Here is a 17,477-nt window from a genome sequence, read left to right as displayed (position 1 = left end):
CGGGTGAGGCATCGCTGCCTCGCCCAATTTACATCGAAAAGCTGGTGCCGCAGCCACACGAACTGGTGGCATTGGGGTTTTCGATGACGAACCGCGCGCCGATCAGTTCTTCTGTGAAATCGATCACGGCGTTGGACAGGAAGGGCAGGGACACGCTGTCTACCACCACCTTTTCGCCTTCGCCCTCTAGGATCAGATCGTCGTCGGCCACATCGTCCAGTTTTATCTCATACTGAAAGCCCGAGCATCCGCCGCCTTCGACGGCGACGCGTAAGGCTTTGCCCTGATCGCCCGCACCGATTTCGGCAAGGCGTGCAAAGGCGCGTTCGGTAACCTGTGGTGGCAGGTTCAGGTCCATTGATAAAATCCCGTATCAAATCTGTGACGCGTCCAATATATGAACGCCGAAGAGACGCGACAAGCAAGGACATCATTATGTTGGCACCTTATGCCTGCAAACCCGAAGAAACACGCGGCCGCCTGTTCCCGGAAGAGGAAAGCGCCTTTCGTTCGTGTTTCCAACGGGATCGCGACCGTATTATCCACGCTTCGTCCTTTCGGCGGCTTAAACACAAGACGCAGGTGTTCATCGAACACGAGGGTGACTATTTCCGCACGCGCCTGACGCATTCCATCGAAGTGGCGCAAGTGGCGCGGACAATTTCAAACGTTCTGGGGCTGAACCTTGAACTGACAGAGGCTGTCGCGCTGGCTCATGACCTTGGCCACACGCCGTTTGGTCATACGGGCGAGGATGCCTTGGCCGAACTGATGGCCCCTTATGGTGGCTTCGATCACAACGCGCAGGCCATTCGCATCGTCACGCGGTTGGAACGTCATTATGCCGATTTTGATGGTCTGAACCTGACGTGGGAAACGCTGGAAGGGATCGCAAAGCATAACGGCCCCGTCACGGGCGACCTGCCTTATGCGCTGACCGAATATAACGAACGCCACGATCTGGAGCTGCACACCCACGCCAGCGCCGAGGCACAGGTTGCCGCCCTGGCCGACGACATCGCCTATAACAACCACGACCTGCACGACGGGCTGCGGGCCGAATTATTTTCGACTGACGAGTTGGCCGAGCTGCCGCTGTTGGATAGCTGCTTTGCCGAGGTCGATGAACAATACCCCGGCTTGAATTACTATCGTCGCCGCCACGAGGCGCTGCGCCGGTTCTTTGGTGTGCTGGTGTCAGACGTATTGGGCGTGGCGCAGGCCAACATTGCGTCGCTTAACCCGGCCTCGGCGGCCGATATCCGCCACGCCGGTCGCTCGATGGTGCAGTTCACGCCCGAGGTTTGGGAAAAGCTGAAGGTGATCCGCAAGTTCCTGTTTGAACGCATGTACCGCGCGCCAAGTGTGGTCGAGATGCGCAAAAAGGTCACCATCATGGTGAATGACCTGTTCCCACTGTTCATGGCTGATCCCAGCTTGTTGCCCAAACAATGGCGCAAGGACGTGGAAGAGGTGCAAAGCGAAACCGAATTGGCCCGTATCGTTTCGGATTACATCGCGGGAATGACCGACCGTTTTGCAATGCAGGAACACGCGCGACTTATCAGCGCGTAAGCTAGACTTGCAGCGCGCGGGCGTTTACCCGAAGCTGCACAGAACGATTTTTAGGAGCACGAGTATGGCAGTAGCGGCTGATGGGGCAATGGCCCCCGTGATGGCATTTGCTTTGGTGGGCGCGCTTGGCGTTGGTTCTCAGTGGTTGGCGTGGCGTCTGCGGATGCCGGCCATCGTGCTGATGCTGGCGGCTGGTTTGATCATCGGGCCGGTACTGGGCGTGTTCGATCCGGTGCGTGATGTCGGCCCGCTGATGGGGCCGATGATTTCCATCGCCGTTGCCATCATCCTGTTCGAAGGCGGGCTGACGCTGAACCTTCATTCGCTGCGTGATGCGGCGGAAGGGGTGCGGCGGCTGGTGATCATCGGGGCGCCGTTGGGGTGGCTTTTGTCCACGCTGGCGTTGCATTATGTGGCCGGGCTTGGCTGGTCTGCCTCTACCGTGTTTGGCGGCATCATGATCGTCACCGGGCCAACCGTGATTGCGCCGCTGTTGCGCCAAGCGCGCCTGAAACGCCGCCCCGCGCAGCTTTTGCAGTGGGAAGCGATCGTGAACGACCCCGTAGGGGCTTTGGCCGCGGTGCTGGCGTTCGAGGTTGTGTTGGTCCTGCAGACCGCCACAACGCTTACCCATGCCATGTGGGAACTTGTCTTGGGCGTGACCGTCGCGACGGTTTTGGGTGCCTTTGCTGGCTGGGGCTTGGCCCGTGCGTTCCGCCGGGCTTGGGTGCCGGAATACATGAAGGTTCCGGTGCTGTTCGCGGTCTTGCTGCTGACCTTTGGCCTGTCTGATGCGGTGCTGCATGAAAGCGGCCTGTTGGCTGTGACGATCATGGGTTTGGTCATCGCGAACGCAGATTTGCCCAGCTACACAGAGCTGCGTCGCTTTAAAGAACATGCGACGGTTCTGCTGGTTTCAGGTGTGTTCATCCTTCTTGCAGCGTCGATGAAATTCGAAACGCTGGCCCAGTTGGATTGGCGCGCGGGTGTGTTCGTTCTGTCGATCATTCTTGTCGCGCGTCCGGTGACGGTTCTTCTGTCGCTTGTCGCAACCAAGGTGCCGTGGCGCGAACGGTTGCTGGTGGCCTTTACTGGCCCACGCGGTGTGGTTCTGGTTGCAGTTGCTGGCCTGTTTGGTGAACGGCTTGCCGCGCTGGGGCTGGAAGATGGCGCACGTATCGGCCCGCTTGCCTTTGCGCTGGTTGCGGCCACTGTTGTGCTACACGGCTTTACGCTCACGCCTTTTGCCCGCTGGCTTGGTCTGGCAGGTGGAGAGATCCCGGGCGTTCTGCTTGTTGGGGGTTCCCGCTGGGCGACGGCCTTTGGGCAGGCGTTGAAAAAGGTTGAGGTGCCGGTGCTGGTGCTGGATGCCAACCGTGCGCGGCTTCGTTCGGCACGCGAAGGGGGTCTGCCGATCTTCTTTGGTGATATCCTGTCAGAAGCCGCCGAACATGGGGTAGAGATCATGAGCTATGGTAAGGTTGTCGCAGCAACAGACAACGACGCCTATAACACGCTGGTGGCCACAGACCTTGCACCCGAATTTGGCCGCGAAAACGTGCACCAGTTGAAGCGTGCCAAACAGGAAAGCACACGCCACGCGTTGCCCACGACACTTGGCGGCAAGCCGATCGGGGCGGGGCGCAGCTATTTTGAACTGAACCGCATGGTCGATGAAGGGTGGGGTTTCCGCACGACGCGCCTGACCGAAGAGTTCACGATCAAAGACTGGCGGGAAAAGAACCCCGAGGCTGTGTTGTTTGCGCGATTGTCACCTTCGGGCGACCTGCGGCTTTTGGCCGAGGGAGAGGAATTCCGATCCCCACCTGAAACCGTACTTGTCGCAATGGTGCCGCCCGGTGTCGAAAAACCCGAGCAGCCCGCCCATTGACGCCCCGATTGCCCGTGGTAAACCCCGCGGCGAAGGAATGGATGGCCAGATATGAACCTGTTTACCGAACTGCGCGCGCTTGTAATCGAAAGCCTTACGGCGATGGTGTCCGAAGGGGCGCTTCCTGAAGGGCTTGATTTTGCCAATGTGGCCGTCGAACCACCGCGCGATGCGGCCCATGGCGATATGGCCACCAACGCCGCAATGGTGCTGGCCAAACCCGCCAAGCTGAAACCGCGCGACATTGCCGATGCCTTGGCTGCGAAACTTGCCGCTGACCCTCGTGTTCAGTCGGCCGAAGTTGCTGGCCCTGGCTTTTTGAACCTGCGTCTGACGGCGCCGGTCTGGCAAAACATCGTTGGCGCGGCGCTGAACGAAGGGGTTGCCTTTGGCACCTCTAAGATGGGGCAGGGCGTTAAGATCAACGTCGAATATGTGTCGGCCAACCCAACCGGGCCACTTCATGTGGGTCACACACGTGGCGCCGTGTTTGGGGATGCGCTGTCCAGCCTGCTGGCCTATGCGGGCTATGATGTTACGCGCGAATATTACATCAACGATGGCGGCGCGCAGGTCGATGTGTTGGCGCGCTCTGTCTATCTGCGCTACCTCGAAGCGCATGGCGAGGCTGTTGAGTTTCCAGATGGCACATACCCCGGTGAATACCTGATCGAAGTGGGTGAGGCACTGGCGCGCACCTATGGTGACCGCTATGTCAATCAGCCCGAAGACGCATGGCTGGAAGAGTTCCGCGAATTCGCGACCGCCGCGATGATGGACCTGATCCGCGAAGATCTGGCCGCGCTTGGCGTCTCGATGGATGTTTTTTACAGCGAAAAGTCGCTTTACGGCACGGGCCAGATTGAAAAGGCGCTGGACCGTCTGTCCGCTGCCGGGCTGATCTATGAAGGCGTGCTTGAGCCGCCAAAGGGCAAGACCCCGGAAGACTGGGAACCGCGAGAGCAGACCCTGTTCAAATCGACCGAACATGGTGATGACGTCGACCGCCCGGTTAAAAAGTCCGATGGCTCTTGGACATATTTCGCGCCTGACATCGCGTATCACTATGACAAGATCGACCGTGGCTTTGACCAACTGATCGATGTGTTCGGTGCGGACCATGGCGGTTACGTCAAACGGATGAAAGCGGCGGTGTCTGCCCTGTCCAATGGGCGTGTTCCGCTGGATGTGAAGCTGACCCAATTGGTGCGCCTTTTCAAAAACGGCGAGCCGTTCAAAATGTCCAAACGGGCCGGGAACTTTGTGACGCTGCGCGATGTGGTCGATCAGGTCGGCTCTGACGTCACGCGTTTCGTCATGCTGACGCGCAAGAACGATGCGCCGCTGGATTTCGATTTCGACAAGGTGCTGGAGCAGTCCAAAGACAACCCGGTGTTCTATGTGCAATATGCCCATGCCCGCGTGTGTTCGGTGCTGCGCAAAGCGGCCGAGGCGGGGATCAAGGCGGACGATACCACACTGGCCGCCGCTGACCTGTCGAAGCTGGATCACGAGGCAGAGCTGGCCGTTGCCCGCAAACTGGCCGAATGGCCGCGTTTGGTGGAGATTGCGGCCCGCACGCATGAACCCCACCGCGTCGCGTTCTACCTTTACGAACTGGCATCGGATTTCCACGGTTTGTGGAACCGCGGCAACGAGTTGCCCGAGCTTCGCTTCCTGCAAGAGGGTGACATCGCGACCAGTCAGGCGAAAATTGCCCTGGCACGGGCCGTTGCCGTTGTTATTTCTGCCGGTCTTGGTATTCTTGGCGTGACCCCGGTGGAAGAAATGCGCTGACAAACAGGTGCACACCGTCCGGGGCGTTGGCAGGCAAGACGATCCGGGCGGCAACCATGTTGACCGTCCTGAGGGCAGTGAGGCGGCAATGGCTGGTATAGATTTCGACGACTTTCAGGAACAAACAGGCCCCGATTACGGGCGCAGTGTTCAAGGGCTTGTATCGTGGGCAGGGGCGCTGACCTCTGTCGCGCTTGTGGCCGGGCTTACGATCTGGGGATACAAACTGACGATGCGCGACGTATCGGGCGTGCCAGTCGTGCGCGCCCTTGAAGGGCCGATGCGCGTGACCCCCGAAGATCCTGGTGGCCGCAAAGCCGCGCATCAGGGGCTTGCCGTAAACAGCGTCGCCGCCGACGGCGAGGCCGAAGCACCTGCTGATCGTTTGTTGCTGGCACCGCGCCCCATTGATCTGACAGACGAAGATGCGCCCCTTGCCGTGCTGCGCGAAGCAACGCTGGAAGAGGCAGAGCCACAAGAGCCCGAGAAATTGCAAATGGCTTCGGTAACCAATCCGGTTGCGACCGCTGATCCGATTGCTGCGGCACTGGCCATCGCCAACAGCGTTAGCGAAGGGCAAGAACCGTTCGCCGAAACCGCCAAGATCGAAGAGCCAGCCGCGACGGCCGATCCTGAACCAACCGGCCCGAAAATCGTTTCCGCCTCTGTGCCGGGTGTTTCGCGTTCGTTGCGCCCAGCCCGCCGGCCCGCCGGTGACCTTGCCGCACGGGCGGCTTTGGCCGCTGCTGCCGCAAAGGCCGCGCCCGCACAGGCCAAAGACATCACCGTTACATCTGTGTCGGCTGGTACGAATTTGGTGCAGCTTGGCGCGTTTGACAGCGAAGATGTGGCCCATTCCGAATGGCAGCGGCTTTCCTCGCGCTTTTCCAGCTTTATGAACGGCAAACAGCGCCTTGTTCAAAAGGCGGTAAGCGGCGGGCGCACCTTCTATCGTTTGCGCGCAGTTGGGTTTAACGACATCGCCGATGCGCGGCGTTTCTGCGCGGCGCTGACGGCTGAGAACGCAGATTGCATCCCGGTGGTGGCACGGTGAGCTTGGCCGGAGTTGGGGCGTGTTTCTTCGGATGCACCGGGCTTTCGCTAAGCGAGGATGAACGTGCGTTTTTCAAAGACGCGAACCCTTATGGGTTTATCCTGTTCGCCCGCAACATTGACACACCAGACCAAATTCGCCGCCTGACGGCAGACCTGCGCGACGCGGTAGGCCGCGATGCGCCGATCCTGATTGATCAGGAAGGTGGGCGCGTGCAGCGGCTTGAAGCGCCGCAATGGCGCAAATGGTTGCCGCCGCTGGAAGAGGTTCAGAACGCGGGTGATCGCGCCACCGAAATCATGCGCCTGCGCTATCAGATCATCGCGGCCGAACTGCGCGATCTTGGAATCGACGTGAACTGCGCCCCGATGGCCGATGTGGCCCGCGCCGAAACCCATCCGTTTCTGAAGAACCGCTGTTACGGTACCGACCCTGCAAGGGTTGCTGAAATCGCGCGTGCTGTTTCGGATGGCTTGCTGGCGGGTGGGGTGCTTCCGGTTCTGAAACACATTCCCGGGCACGGGCCTGCAACCGCAGACAGCCACCTTGAGCTGCCGCATGTCGATCTTCCACGTCGCACGTTGGAGGAGGTGGATTTTGCCCCGTTCCGTGATCTGGCTGATCTGCCATTCGCAATGACCGCCCATGTTGTGTATGAATCCATTGATGCAGAGCGTCCCGCGACGACCTCGCCAACGATGGTGAACCTGATGCGAACAGACATGGGCTTTTCCGGCTTTCTGATGTCGGACGATATTTCGATGCACGCGCTTAGCGGTGATATGGCCGGGCGCTGCACGGCATCGCTTCAGGCGGGCTGTGACGGTATCTTGCATTGCAACGGCGACATGGCCGAAATGATTGTGATCGCAGAGGCAAGTGGCACCTTCACCCCAATCGCTGCACAGCGTGCCGAGGCCGCGTTGGCCGGACGTTCAGCTCCGGCCGGTGATCTGCAAGCCCTCACTGATGCGTGGGAGGCGACCTTGGCTGAGGCAAGCGATGGCTGAAAACAACGACATGTTCGAAGCACTGGATGTGGCCGACCGTTTGGCCGCCGAAGCGCTTATCGTTGATGTCGATGGCTTCGAGGGCCCGCTTGACCTGTTGCTAACGCTGTCGCGCACGCAAAAAGTGGACCTTCGCAAAATCTCTGTTCTGCATCTTGCAGAGCAATATCTGGCCTTCGTGGAACGGGCCAAGGCGCTTCGTCTGGAACTTGCCGCCGATTATCTGGTGATGGCGGCGTGGCTGGCTTTTCTTAAATCGCGCCTCCTGTTGCCACCCGATCCAGCGGACGAGGGGCCATCGGGCGAAGAGCTTGCCGCGCACCTTGCCTTTCAGTTGGAACGTTTGCAGGCCATGCGTGACGCCGCCGCCAAGCTGATGGCGCGCGACCAGTTGGGGCGTGATTTCTTTGCCCGCGGCATCCCCGAAGATGTGACCCGCGTGCGCCGCGTGACCTATACCGCGACGCTGCTGGACCTGATGCAGGGCTATGCGCGCACCCGCACCAAGGACGAATTCCGCCCCTTCGTGATGGACCGCGACTCGGTCTACACCATGGAAGAGGCGCTGGTGCGTATGCGGGGTCTGATCGGCTTTGCAGGCGACTGGACGGGGCTGTCCAGCTATCTGCCCGAAGGCTGGGAAAGCGAGCCTAAGAAGCGCCGCTCTGCCACGGCAGCCACGTTTGCCGCGTCGCTTGAACTGGCGAAACGCGGCGCGATTGAGATAAGACAGGGTGAAATATTCGCGCCCATCCAGATCCGCAGAAAGTCCGAATAATGGCTCAGGAAGAAGAACAAAGCCTGTTCGAGGCCCCGCCGCTGGCCGAACAGGAACGGATGGTGGAAGCCGTCCTTTTCGCATCCGCCGAACCCGTTACGGTGGCCGATCTGAACGCCCGCATGCCCCACGGATGTGACGCCGCAGAGGCGTTGGTGATGCTGCGCAAACGTTACGAAGGGCGCGGCGTGAACGTGGTGAAAGTGGGCGACGCTTGGGCTGTGCGAACCGCGCCGGACCTTGGCTTTTTGATGCAAAAGGAAACGGTCGAAACCCGCAAACTGTCACGCGCGGCGATCGAAACCTTGGCCATTGTGGCCTATCATCAGCCCGTGACGCGCGCGGAAATCGAAGAAATTCGTGGTGTTTCGGTGTCGCGCGGCACAGTCGATCAACTTTTAGAGTTAGAGTGGATCAAATTTGGCCGTCGAAGGATGACACCGGGCCGTCCAGTCACATATGTAGTGACACAAAGCTTTTTGGATCACTTCGGCCTTGAAAGCGCACGCGACCTGCCGGGCTTGAAAGAGCTGCGCGCTGCTGGCCTGCTGGAAAACCGCCCACCGCCCAGCCTTGGCGGCGAGGTTGGCGATGACGAGCAGGACGGTGACGAAGATCAGGTCGATATGTTCGAGGACGACGCGTAGGAGAATAGTCTAATGAATGCCAATGGACTGATTAACATGGTGGTGCGCCAGTTCTTGGGCCGCTTCATGAACAAAGGCATCGACGCCGGTATCGATTACGCGGCCAAGCGCGGCAAGCGGGGCGAAGAGTTGTCGCATGAAGAGCGTCTTCGCGCCCGAAATGCCAAACAGACTGCAAAGCGTGCTCAGCAAGCCGGACGCTTGATCCGCCGCATTGGGCGTTTCTGACGTCCGCCGGCTGTTAGCTGGCTTTGAAATGCTTGCTTAGCTTAAGACCCTGTCCTTGGTAATTTGACGCGATTCCCGCGCCATACAGCTGCGCAGGGCGTTCGGCCATGTGTTCGTACACTAGGCGCCCAACAACCTGCCCATGTTCCAGAACAAAAGGCGCTTCGTGGCAGCGTACTTCCAGCACGCCGCGCGCACCGGTGCCGCCAGCTGCGGCATGACCAAAGCCGGGATCAAAGAACCCTGCGTAATGCACGCGGAATTCACCGACCATCGCAAGATAAGGGGCCATTTCTGCAGCGTAATCTGGCGGGATATGGACAGCCTCGCGGCTGACAAGGATGTAGAATGCGCCGGGGTCCAGAATGATTTGTCCATCGGTCGAATGGATCGGTTCCCAGAATTCGGCCGGGTCGTAATGGCCGATCAGGTCCAGATCGATAACGCCGGTGTGTGGCTTTGCGCGGTATCCCAGCAGATCGCCATAAGCCGGTTTCAGGTCCACCGAAAAACCAAGCCCTTCGGAAATCACCGCCGTTCCACCAGCAACCAACCCGGTTTCGGCGTGCAACGCAGTCAGTTCCTGATCGCTTAGAATAGCCTGCCCGCGGCGGAAACGAATCTGGTTCAGCCGCATGCCGGGCCGGACCAGAACGCTGAAGGAGCGGGGGCAAATCTCGGCGTAGAGGGGGCCGTTGTACCCTTGCGGGATGCGATCAAATTCCTCGCCGCCATCGGTGATGGTTCGGGTCAGAAGATCAAGCCGCCCAGTCGAACTTTTCGCGTTTGCGACCGCTTGCAGGTCGTCAGGCAGCGACAGGTGTTCCATCAGCGGAACAACATAGACACAGCCTTTTTCCAGCACTGCGCCATCGGTCAGGTCGATGCGGTGCATCTCAAACTCTGCCAGTCGTTCGGCCACAGTGCGTTTCGAACCCGCCAAGAACGAGGCCCGCACGCGATAGGCGACCTTGCCAAGCCGCAGGTCAAGCGACGCAGGCTGAACCTGTGCAGGGTCGATCGCCGGATCGGCGGATAACGCACCGGTTTCGATCAGCTTTTCAATGGATTGAGAGGAAAGTACCCCGGTTCCGGTCATGTGCTGCCCCCTTTATAAATCAAACCGCCCGGCGCCAAGATTGGCGCGGGCGGTGATGATGTTGGTCGGGCTAGCAGGACTCGAACCTGCGACCTTCCGTCCCCCAGACGGACGCGCTACCAGGCTGCGCCATAGCCCGACGTGAGGCGTTTCATACCATTTCTTCACGCGGTGGCAAGCGGCAAATCCAGGAATTGTCACGGTATTAGCCACGGTTGGAGATGCGGTCCCGCAACTGGGTAAGCCGTGTCACGGCTTCGCGCAGCGCAACCCCCTGTGTTTCACGCATATGGCGACGAACATCACGATCACGAAGCCGCGCGGTCAAAACATAAGAGGGGCGTTCAAATTCGTCATCTGACGGATCTTCCGTCGGTAGATCAGTGCCAAGTGGCGCCGGTGCGGTTGGTGGCACTTCGACTTTAGACACATGCGATGGGGTTTCCGCCACTGGCGCAGCGACCGATTCTGCCTCAGGCTCAATGTCCTGCGGTTGGGGTTCGGAAACCTCGGCTTTTACGGGTTCTTCTACGCTGTTGGCGGCCGCTTCGCCCGTAATGGAAAACACGTTGTCGATCGGTGGCTCGTCGACAACGTTTTCAACCATGGGGGCTTCCTCTGTGTGTTCAACGATCTTGGGTGCCGCTGCGTTTTCTTCTAATGGCTGCGATAGGGTCGAGACGTATTTAACACCTTGTTCGCGCAGTATTTTCTGCACGCCGCGAATGGTCAGCCCGTCATCATGCAACAGCTTTTTGATGCCGCCCAACAGCTCCATATCGGCGGGGCGGTAGTACCGACGTCCACCAGCCCGCTTGACGGGTTTGATTTGGGTAAAACGGCTTTCCCAAAAGCGAAGGACATGGGCCGGAGTATCCAGCCACTCGGACACCTCGCTAATGGTGCGGAAGGCGTCGCGCGATTTTTCCATCGTCAGTGGTCCTAGCCTTTGTTGCCCGCGGCAACGCGATCTTTCATTAGGTGCGACGGGCGGAAAGTCAGAACGCGGCGAGGGTGAATTGGCACTTCTTCGCCTGTTTTGGGGTTCCGGCCCACGCGGGCGGCCTTGTCACGAACGCTGAAGGTGCCAAACGACGAAATCTTCACCGTTTCCCCTGACACGAGCGCATCAGACATGTGTTGAAGCACGTCTTCGACCAGCGTCGCAGATTCGTTGCGGGACAATCCGACTTCGCGAAATACGGCTTCGCTCAAATCCATACGCGTTAAAGTTTTTGCCGTCATACGTCACGTCCCCCAGAATGGCCTGATCCCCAAGATAGGGAGAAAAAAAATTCCGAGTCAATATCAATGGCTTGTCGCACAGAGTTTGAGCGGTGTTTTACCACCGCAATACGACAGCACCCCACGCCAAACCACCGCCAATCGCCTCGGTTACGATTAAATCGCCTGGTTTGATGCGTCCTTCGGATTTGCCAACCGACAAAGCCAGCGGAATAGATGCAGCCGACGTATTCCCATGATCCTGAACGGTAACAATGACGTTGTCCATCGGCACCTGCATTTTTTGCGCGGTGGCCTTAATGATCCTAAGGTTCGCCTGATGGGGCACGATCCAGTCAACATCGCCACCCGAAAGCCCGGCTTTGTCCAACGCGGTGTGCGCAGTTTTCGCCAGTTTTTCAACGGCATGGCGGAAAACCTCTTTGCCGTGCATCCGCAGGTGGCCAGTGGTTCCGGTGCTAACGCCGCCATCGACGTACAGAAGGTCACGATATGTGCCGTCAGAATTAAGATCCGTCGCCAGAATGCCGCGATCCTCTGGGGTGCCCGCGGCCTCTTGGGCCTCAATGATCACGGCACCGGCGCCGTCACCGAAAAGCACACAGGTGCCACGGTCTGTCCAATCCATGATCCGGCTAAACGTTTCGGCACCGATCACCAAAATGCGCTTGGCCTGACCGGAAACGATCAGCGCATTCGCATTGGTAAGGGCGAAAATAAATCCAGCACAGACCGCCTGCACATCGAATGCAAAGCCGCTGGTCATGCCAAGCTGGTGCTGCACCATCGTTGCGGCGGACGGAAAGGTAAGGTCAGGAGTCGAGGTTGCGACGATCACCGCGTCGATGTCATCGGCGGTTAAACCGGCATCTTTCAACGCGTTTTGCGCAGCCTTTGTTGCCAGATGCGAGGTGTTTTCACCGTCGGCGGCAAAGTGGCGGCGTTCAATACCAGAGCGAGACCTGATCCACTCGTCCGTGGTATCCAGTGTCTTTTCGAATTCTGAGTTTGGTACCACGCGCTCGGGAAGGTAATGCCCAATGCCTGCGACTACGGCCCTGATTGTCATGTTATTAATTACCGCTCTTGGCCTCGTCATGAGGCGTATCTTGACGTGCGGGTTGGGCTGATGCAACCCGCGCTGCAAGTCTTTCAGAAAAACCTGACTGTGCTAGTTGAAATGCCAACTTCACCGCCGCTGAAACACCGGTGGCATCTGCCGACCCGTGTGATTTAACAACGGTTCCGTTCAAACCAAGAAAAACACCACCATTTACGCGACGCGGATCAATGCGCTTGGAAAGTCGTTGTAAAGACGTAAAGGCCAGAACCGCGGCGATGCGCGACAATGGCGAATATTTAAATGCAGATTTCAGTAGATCACTAATAAGTTTCGCTGTGCCCTCGGCGGTTTTCAGCGCGACGTTGCCGGTGAAACCATCGGTGACGATCACGTCAACTTTGCTTGAGGGGATATCGCCGCCTTCCACGAATCCGACAAAGTCGAAATCATTGGCAGGGGCGGCTTCGGCAATAAGGTCATGCGCGGCCTTCAGTTCAGCGCGCCCCTTATGTTCTTCGGTACCGACATTCAAAAGCCCAATGCGCGGGTGGGGCAGGCGAAGCCCGTTGCGGGCATAGGATGCCCCCATAAGCGCAAATTGCAGCAAATCTTGTTCATCAGCGCGGATATCTGCGCCAACGTCCAACATCACATTAAACCCGTTTGGATTGCGGGATGGCCAAAGGCAGGCAATGGCAGGGCGGTTCACGCCCGGCACTTTACGCAAGCGCACCATGGACAACGCCATCAGCGCGCCAGTGTTCCCACAGGACACGCAAACCGTTGCTTCGCCGTTGCGCACGCTTTCAATGGCCGACCACATGGACGTGCCTTTGCCGTGACGCATGACATGCGAGGGCTTTTCGCCCATCGTCACAATGCCTTCGGCATGACGCACTTCGCAGCGCCCGTTCAGGGGTTTGCGCTTTGCGACAAGCTTATTCAGCGTGTCCTCTGGACCGTGCAGAATAAAGCCGATGTTAGGGTTTTTTGCAGCAGAACGTGAGATGCCGGCGACAACGGCCGCCGGCCCACGATCCCCACCCATCGCGTCCACCGAGATGACGGTGCGCGGCGGGGTGTAGTCTGCCTGATCAGGATGTGAAGGCATAGTTAGGCACAGCGCCCCTTACGGGGGCGCTTACGCCGCGTCTTCGTCCAGATCGATCTCGTCTGCCTTAGCAACAACCTCACGGTCGTCGTAAGTGCCGCATGCGGCGCAGACGTGGTGTGGGCGCTTTAGTTCGCCGCAGGATGGGCATTCAGCGGGGTTACCTGCAACCAGTGCATCATGCGAGCGACGGTTGTTGCGGCGGGACCGCGTGATCTTATTCTGTGGGACAGCCATGTCTCAACCTTGGTGTTCGGGGGCCATAGCCCTTGAATTTCTAGGGAATGAGCGGCCTGAGCACCAGATGGTGTGCCGTCTTATCCCACATGTAAACGAGGCCGGGAACATACTAAGTTTCTGCACCAGCGCAAGTCTTTTTCTGTGTGTCTGTCTACTCTTCTTCCAGACGCTTTTTCAACCCCGCTAAACCAGCAAAAGGTTTCGTATCTTCATCGCGCATTGGCGCAACGCCGGGTTCGGTGAAAACAGCCTCGCCCATGTCGGCTTCTGTAGCACGTGGATAAAGGGGCAGGGCAAGGGCCAAAGCCTCTTCCATCACTTGCGATAGGTCCAGCATATCGGGCAACAGCTCTAGCGTGTCATCGTCGGGCATTTCGACTTCTTCGCCCTCTACCGGTTCGGGCATTTCGGCCAGATAGGTTCGGGTAACGTCTTCGTCCAAACGCGTGGTGACAGGCGCCAAGGTCGCAACGCAAGGCTGCACGACCGTCGCGCCAAGGCGCGCGGTCAAAATCCAGTCTTGTGCGCCCTTTGGCGCGGCGCGGCCACGAAAGCTAAGCTTGCGCAGCGCATTCAGGCCCAGACGGGCCGCAATGTCAGCGCAGGTCGCCGCATCAGGGGTGATTGCGAAGTCATGGCTTTTGCCCGGCGGCAGCTGCCCAAGACGCAAGCAGGTGTTTGTGGTATCGTTCATGAGCACGTTCCATTCTTGAACAGGTCGCGTTCCTTCTGTAAGCCGATACGAGGCAAGTTGCTGCATGGCAAGGGGGGGGTATGCAAAAGACCCAACGCATAACGAAATTTGGACTGGCTGCGATTCTGGCGCTGGCGACGTCCGCTTGTGCCCCGATTGTTCGCAACCATGGGTTTGCGCCATCTGATGCAGAACTAGAAGAAGTCATCGTCGGCGTCGATACCCGCGAGACAGTCGAAGACACCGTCGGCCCGCCTTCCGTTTCGGGCGTGATGCGTGCAGATGCTTGGTACTATGTCGCAAGCAGCTGGGAAACACGCGGTGCCTTTGCCCCAAAAGAAACAGACCGTCAGGTTGTTGCCGTGTCATTTGACGAAGCTGGCACCGTTCAGAATATCGAACGGTATGGTCTGGAAGATGGCCGTGTTGTCGCGCTGAACCGTCGTGTTTCCGATGACAACATCAAGGGCATCTCGTTCATCCGGCAGCTGTTGGGCAACATCGGCAACTTCACCGCCGATCAGTTCGTAGACAACTAATCGCCACCATCCGCTTCGAATTTAAGCGCCACACCGTTCATGCAATAGCGCAGGCCGGTGGGTGCTGGCCCGTCTGGAAAGACATGCCCAAGGTGCGCCTCGCACCGGTTGCAGTGCACTTCGGTCCTGCGCATGAACCATGAATTGTCCTGCTTTTCACCAACCATTTCGGCGCTAAACGGCGCATAAAAGCTGGGCCAGCCGGTGCCGCTGTCAAACTTCGTTGCTTGTTCAAACAGGGGCGCGCCGCAGCAGACACAATGGAAAATACCGGGCTCTTTGGGGAAATTGTCATGGCTGAACGCGCGTTCGGTGCCGTGTTTGCGCGTGACTTTATAGGCCAGTGGCGAAAGCTGCGCGCGCCATTCGTCGTCTGATTTGATTATCTTATCGGTCATGGTGCCTCGTTTCTGTCAACGCAGTGTCACATCTTGTGTGATAAAGGGCGTCAAACCATATTTAGGCGAACCGCCAAAGGTTGCCAGTGGATTGAGGAGTATTGGGCGATGTTGTCATTACGCAAAGGGCGTTTCGCCGCGCGTATCGCTTCTGGCACTGCGGATGTACAGGCCGCGCAACAACTTCGCACATTGACGTTTCGCGCCGGGGGCGGGCGATTGGATGGCGATATTTTCGACGATGCGTGTGAACATGTACTTGTCGAAGAGGTGAAGACCGGCACCTTGGTGTGCTGTTTTCGGCTGCTTCCACTAAATACTGGCGCCGAGATCAGCCAAAGCTATTCCGCGCAATATTATGAACTGTCGGGCTTGGAGCATTTCAAAGGGCCGATGGTCGAAATGGGCCGATTCTGCATTCATCCCGATTGGAAAGACCCTGACATCCTGCGCGTCGCATGGGGGGCGATGACCCAATACGTCGATGAGCAAGGCGTGGAGATGCTGTTCGGCTGTTCATCGTTCAAGGGAACCGAAGCTGCGGAATACATGGATGCCTTCGCGTTGTTGAAAGACAAGCACATCGCGCCAAAGCGGTTCCTGCCACGGATCAAGGCACCCAATGTCTTTAAGTTCGCGCAAAAACTGCGCCGCGCCAAACCCGATGCTAAACGCGCACTGATCGGCATGCCACCGCTATTGCGGACCTATCTAATGATGGGCGGCTGGGTCAGCGACCACGCGGTGGTCGACCGTGACATGAACACCCTGCATGTGTTCACGGGGCTAGAGATCAAAGCAATTCCACCCGCCCGCAAACGCCTTCTGCGCGGCGTGGCCGGGTGATGCTTTTTGATGTTGCTACCAGACGCGGGGCGGCAGGTGGCTGGTAAAATACCGACCTGAATGCCCCACAGGGTTACTCTGTTTCGCTGCGCCGTTTATTGCGCCGGGCAAAGAACGACGCACATACCAATGCCACGACAGATGCCGCAGCATAGGTCAGCTCCACTTCGCCATTAATGAAGTTTCTTCCTTGGTACAGCAAATATTGCAGATTTTGTTGAATGTCGTTGAGCAGGTAGAGCAGCGCCAACCCGTGTAGCCAAGGGGCAACTTTCATATCATAGATCGCCGCCAGAAATGCCAGAAACAATACGGGCAATTCTGGCTGAGATAACAGCTTTAGCTGTACCGCTTTGGCGAAGGGCGTATCGTCCCTGACCACACCGGGGACAAGGGATAAACAGGCTATCAGCGCGATTCCGGATGCGACAATAGCGGCGGTTTTCAGTCTGCGGTCGAGGATTGAGTTCGGACCTAACAGGGCGGGTTTTCTACCTGTGCCAAAGACAGCGACCACGCATAGAACCAACGCGCCCAGCGGCAATGCAGTCCGCCACAGAATCTTCGGAGCATCCCAGGCGACCCGACCCTTTGCCCAAATCTCAAAGACAAAGGTGAGCGTCGGAAGATTGCTCAGGACGGCGACGGCCAAAAACCACAAGGCAGCAGAAGACCGCAACCAGAGAGCACCTGTTGCAAGCACAAGCGGAAGGAACCTGCTGTGTTTTTCGAAGTACTTTCCAAGCCCTGACAAGACCCCATCGTTGCCGCCAAGCCGAGATATGTTTGGGAAGAGATTCGGGGTGTTAAGAAGATAGTGGGCGAGAGCCACCACGCAAACGATCAGCGCAAGGGGCCACGCGTTGACGCGAATAAATCCAATGGAAAAGCGCAACATTTTAAGATGCCAGAGGTAAGTTCGAAGCTGTCAAAGTCTGACGGCGTTCTGTGTGGAAGATGTTTAAAGTCACTGTTTTAGCTCAATGTTTTAGAATGGTCTGATCAATCTTAGCCTTTCGGGATCGTTATCATGAACAACGTAAAATACAAAGTTCTAAGGCGCCGAATGAATGCCGACGGGTGCGGTGACAAGAGCCGACTTCCACAGAAAGCGCAGCATTTAGAAGCAATGGTGCTAAGCCTAACGTTACCATCCGCGCACCTTCATGTTCCGAAGACAAGACCGATCATGTAATCGACCCGCCACGTGTTTCCGCCCACGCGCCACGTTGACCTTTCCGCGCCGCCGCAGTAGCCGGGGG

Annotated in this window: 20 protein-coding genes and 1 tRNA gene; 10 read left to right on the top strand and 11 right to left on the bottom strand. The window is 58.1% G+C overall.

Features of this window, described 5'->3' with window-relative positions:
• Positions 1 to 28 precede the first annotated feature (28 nt).
• A complete protein-coding gene (locus COL8621_RS09000) occupies positions 29 to 352 on the bottom strand; it encodes a HesB/IscA family protein (protein ID WP_093968492.1) in 324 nt (107 codons plus the stop codon).
• Positions 353 to 435: 83 nt separating this feature from the next.
• Here COL8621_RS09000 and COL8621_RS08995 point away from each other — a divergent pair, with 83 nt between their 5' ends.
• From COL8621_RS08995 to COL8621_RS08960, 8 genes are all read left to right on the top strand, one after another.
• Positions 436 to 1,575 carry a deoxyguanosinetriphosphate triphosphohydrolase gene (locus COL8621_RS08995; RefSeq protein ID WP_093968491.1) on the top strand — a complete coding sequence of 380 codons (1,140 nt, stop codon included), beginning with the start codon at positions 436 to 438 and terminating at the stop codon, positions 1,573 to 1,575.
• 64 nt (positions 1,576 to 1,639) lie between these two features.
• Positions 1,640 to 3,466: a cation:proton antiporter gene (locus COL8621_RS08990; protein ID WP_093967059.1), complete on the top strand. Its 1,827-nt coding sequence runs from the start codon at positions 1,640 to 1,642 to the stop codon at positions 3,464 to 3,466.
• A gap of 51 nt (positions 3,467 to 3,517) precedes the next feature.
• Complete coding sequence (argS, locus tag COL8621_RS08985; RefSeq protein ID WP_093967058.1) at positions 3,518 to 5,263, top strand: arginine--tRNA ligase; 1,746 nt, start codon at positions 3,518 to 3,520, stop codon at positions 5,261 to 5,263.
• An 88-nt stretch (positions 5,264 to 5,351) separates the two neighbouring features.
• Complete coding sequence (locus COL8621_RS08980; RefSeq protein WP_093968490.1) at positions 5,352 to 6,317, top strand: SPOR domain-containing protein; 966 nt, start codon at positions 5,352 to 5,354, stop codon at positions 6,315 to 6,317.
• Positions 6,314 to 7,327: a beta-N-acetylhexosaminidase gene (gene nagZ, locus COL8621_RS08975; protein WP_093967057.1), complete on the top strand. Its 1,014-nt coding sequence runs from the start codon at positions 6,314 to 6,316 to the stop codon at positions 7,325 to 7,327. Before COL8621_RS08980 ends, nagZ begins: the two co-directional genes overlap by 4 nt.
• Positions 7,320 to 8,105 (top strand): segregation and condensation protein A, encoded by a 786-nt coding sequence (locus tag COL8621_RS08970; protein ID WP_093967056.1) that lies wholly within the window; start codon positions 7,320 to 7,322, stop codon positions 8,103 to 8,105. Before nagZ ends, COL8621_RS08970 begins: the two co-directional genes overlap by 8 nt.
• A complete protein-coding gene (gene scpB, locus COL8621_RS08965) occupies positions 8,105 to 8,752 on the top strand; it encodes an SMC-Scp complex subunit ScpB (RefSeq protein WP_093967055.1) in 648 nt (215 codons plus the stop codon). The genes COL8621_RS08970 and scpB overlap by 1 nt, the downstream gene beginning before the upstream one ends.
• A 12-nt stretch (positions 8,753 to 8,764) precedes the next feature.
• A complete protein-coding gene (locus COL8621_RS08960) occupies positions 8,765 to 8,980 on the top strand; it encodes a hypothetical protein (protein WP_093967054.1) in 216 nt (71 codons plus the stop codon).
• Positions 8,981 to 8,993: 13 nt separating this feature from the next.
• Here the strand turns inward: COL8621_RS08960 and COL8621_RS08955 are convergent, their stop codons facing one another.
• The 8 genes from COL8621_RS08955 to COL8621_RS08920 form a co-directional block, all read right to left on the bottom strand.
• Complete coding sequence (locus COL8621_RS08955) at positions 8,994 to 10,079, bottom strand: 2'-deoxycytidine 5'-triphosphate deaminase (protein ID WP_093967053.1); 1,086 nt, start codon at positions 10,077 to 10,079, stop codon at positions 8,994 to 8,996.
• Positions 10,080 to 10,141: 62 nt separating this feature from the next.
• Positions 10,142 to 10,218, bottom strand: a tRNA-Pro gene (locus COL8621_RS08950).
• Between the two features lie 66 nt (positions 10,219 to 10,284).
• Positions 10,285 to 11,010, bottom strand: a complete 726-nt coding sequence (locus tag COL8621_RS19310) for a MerR family transcriptional regulator (protein WP_235823819.1) — start codon at positions 11,008 to 11,010, stop codon at positions 10,285 to 10,287.
• 11 nt (positions 11,011 to 11,021) lie between these two features.
• A complete protein-coding gene (gene ihfA, locus COL8621_RS08940; protein WP_093967052.1) occupies positions 11,022 to 11,324 on the bottom strand; it encodes an integration host factor subunit alpha in 303 nt (100 codons plus the stop codon).
• A gap of 97 nt (positions 11,325 to 11,421) precedes the next feature.
• Positions 11,422 to 12,393 carry a beta-ketoacyl-ACP synthase III gene (locus COL8621_RS08935; RefSeq protein WP_093967051.1) on the bottom strand — a complete coding sequence of 324 codons (972 nt, stop codon included), beginning with the start codon at positions 12,391 to 12,393 and terminating at the stop codon, positions 11,422 to 11,424.
• 4 nt (positions 12,394 to 12,397) lie between these two features.
• Positions 12,398 to 13,498 carry a phosphate acyltransferase PlsX gene (plsX, locus tag COL8621_RS08930; protein ID WP_093967050.1) on the bottom strand — a complete coding sequence of 367 codons (1,101 nt, stop codon included), beginning with the start codon at positions 13,496 to 13,498 and terminating at the stop codon, positions 12,398 to 12,400.
• A 30-nt stretch (positions 13,499 to 13,528) separates the two neighbouring features.
• Positions 13,529 to 13,735, bottom strand: coding sequence for a 50S ribosomal protein L32 (gene rpmF, locus COL8621_RS08925; protein ID WP_093967049.1), 207 nt, complete (start codon positions 13,733 to 13,735; stop codon positions 13,529 to 13,531).
• Between the two features lie 154 nt (positions 13,736 to 13,889).
• Positions 13,890 to 14,432 (bottom strand): YceD family protein, encoded by a 543-nt coding sequence (locus COL8621_RS08920; protein ID WP_093968489.1) that lies wholly within the window; start codon positions 14,430 to 14,432, stop codon positions 13,890 to 13,892.
• Between the two features lie 80 nt (positions 14,433 to 14,512).
• On the opposite strand from COL8621_RS08920, the gene COL8621_RS08915 reads away from it, so the two are divergent.
• Positions 14,513 to 14,971, top strand: coding sequence for an outer membrane protein assembly factor BamE (locus COL8621_RS08915; protein WP_093967048.1), 459 nt, complete (start codon positions 14,513 to 14,515; stop codon positions 14,969 to 14,971).
• On the opposite strand, the gene msrB is transcribed toward COL8621_RS08915, so the two are convergent.
• Positions 14,968 to 15,369: a peptide-methionine (R)-S-oxide reductase MsrB gene (gene msrB / locus COL8621_RS08910; RefSeq protein WP_093967047.1), complete on the bottom strand. Its 402-nt coding sequence runs from the start codon at positions 15,367 to 15,369 to the stop codon at positions 14,968 to 14,970. The two genes, COL8621_RS08915 and msrB, sit on opposite strands and share 4 nt — an antisense overlap.
• 108 nt (positions 15,370 to 15,477) lie before the next feature.
• Here msrB and COL8621_RS08905 point away from each other — a divergent pair, with 108 nt between their 5' ends.
• The gene (locus tag COL8621_RS08905) at positions 15,478 to 16,215 is read left to right on the top strand and encodes a GNAT family N-acetyltransferase (protein ID WP_093967046.1); all 738 of its coding nucleotides are present in this window, start codon (positions 15,478 to 15,480) and stop codon (positions 16,213 to 16,215) included.
• A gap of 73 nt (positions 16,216 to 16,288) precedes the next feature.
• Here the strand turns inward: COL8621_RS08905 and COL8621_RS08900 are convergent, their stop codons facing one another.
• The gene (locus tag COL8621_RS08900) at positions 16,289 to 17,113 is read right to left on the bottom strand and encodes a hypothetical protein (protein WP_093967045.1); all 825 of its coding nucleotides are present in this window, start codon (positions 17,111 to 17,113) and stop codon (positions 16,289 to 16,291) included.
• Between the last annotated feature and the right edge of the window lie 364 nt (positions 17,114 to 17,477).

Source organism: Actibacterium lipolyticum (genome assembly GCF_900184935.1).
In the GTDB taxonomy this organism is placed as follows: Bacteria; Pseudomonadota; Alphaproteobacteria; order Rhodobacterales; family Rhodobacteraceae; genus Actibacterium_A; species Actibacterium_A lipolyticum.
The sequence above is the reverse complement of the archived record's forward strand: the minus strand, read 5'-3'. Positions and strand labels throughout refer to the sequence as shown.

Bases quoted from the DNA above. Each gene is read 5' to 3' on its own strand.
- COL8621_RS08995 (WP_093968491.1), top strand. From the start codon at position 436: ATGTTGGCACCTTATGCCTGCAAACCCGAAGAAACACGCGGCCGCCTG.
- COL8621_RS08990 (WP_093967059.1), top strand. From the start codon at position 1,640: ATGGCAGTAGCGGCTGATGGGGCAATGGCCCCCGTGATGGCATTTGCT.
- argS (WP_093967058.1), top strand. From the start codon at position 3,518: ATGAACCTGTTTACCGAACTGCGCGCGCTTGTAATCGAAAGCCTTACG.
- COL8621_RS08980 (WP_093968490.1), top strand. From the start codon at position 5,352: ATGGCTGGTATAGATTTCGACGACTTTCAGGAACAAACAGGCCCCGAT.
- COL8621_RS08970 (WP_093967056.1), top strand. From the start codon at position 7,320: ATGGCTGAAAACAACGACATGTTCGAAGCACTGGATGTGGCCGACCGT.
- scpB (WP_093967055.1), top strand. From the start codon at position 8,105: ATGGCTCAGGAAGAAGAACAAAGCCTGTTCGAGGCCCCGCCGCTGGCC.
- COL8621_RS08960 (WP_093967054.1), top strand. From the start codon at position 8,765: ATGAATGCCAATGGACTGATTAACATGGTGGTGCGCCAGTTCTTGGGC.
- COL8621_RS08955 (WP_093967053.1), bottom strand. From the start codon at position 10,079: ATGACCGGAACCGGGGTACTTTCCTCTCAATCCATTGAAAAGCTGATC.
- COL8621_RS19310 (WP_235823819.1), bottom strand. From the start codon at position 11,010: ATGGAAAAATCGCGCGACGCCTTCCGCACCATTAGCGAGGTGTCCGAG.
- ihfA (WP_093967052.1), bottom strand. From the start codon at position 11,324: ATGACGGCAAAAACTTTAACGCGTATGGATTTGAGCGAAGCCGTATTT.
- COL8621_RS08935 (WP_093967051.1), bottom strand. From the start codon at position 12,393: ATGACAATCAGGGCCGTAGTCGCAGGCATTGGGCATTACCTTCCCGAG.
- plsX (WP_093967050.1), bottom strand. From the start codon at position 13,498: ATGCCTTCACATCCTGATCAGGCAGACTACACCCCGCCGCGCACCGTC.
- rpmF (WP_093967049.1), bottom strand. From the start codon at position 13,735: ATGGCTGTCCCACAGAATAAGATCACGCGGTCCCGCCGCAACAACCGT.
- COL8621_RS08920 (WP_093968489.1), bottom strand. From the start codon at position 14,432: ATGAACGATACCACAAACACCTGCTTGCGTCTTGGGCAGCTGCCGCCG.
- COL8621_RS08915 (WP_093967048.1), top strand. From the start codon at position 14,513: ATGCAAAAGACCCAACGCATAACGAAATTTGGACTGGCTGCGATTCTG.
- msrB (WP_093967047.1), bottom strand. From the start codon at position 15,369: ATGACCGATAAGATAATCAAATCAGACGACGAATGGCGCGCGCAGCTT.
- COL8621_RS08905 (WP_093967046.1), top strand. From the start codon at position 15,478: ATGTTGTCATTACGCAAAGGGCGTTTCGCCGCGCGTATCGCTTCTGGC.
- COL8621_RS08900 (WP_093967045.1), bottom strand. From the start codon at position 17,113: ATGTTGCGCTTTTCCATTGGATTTATTCGCGTCAACGCGTGGCCCCTT.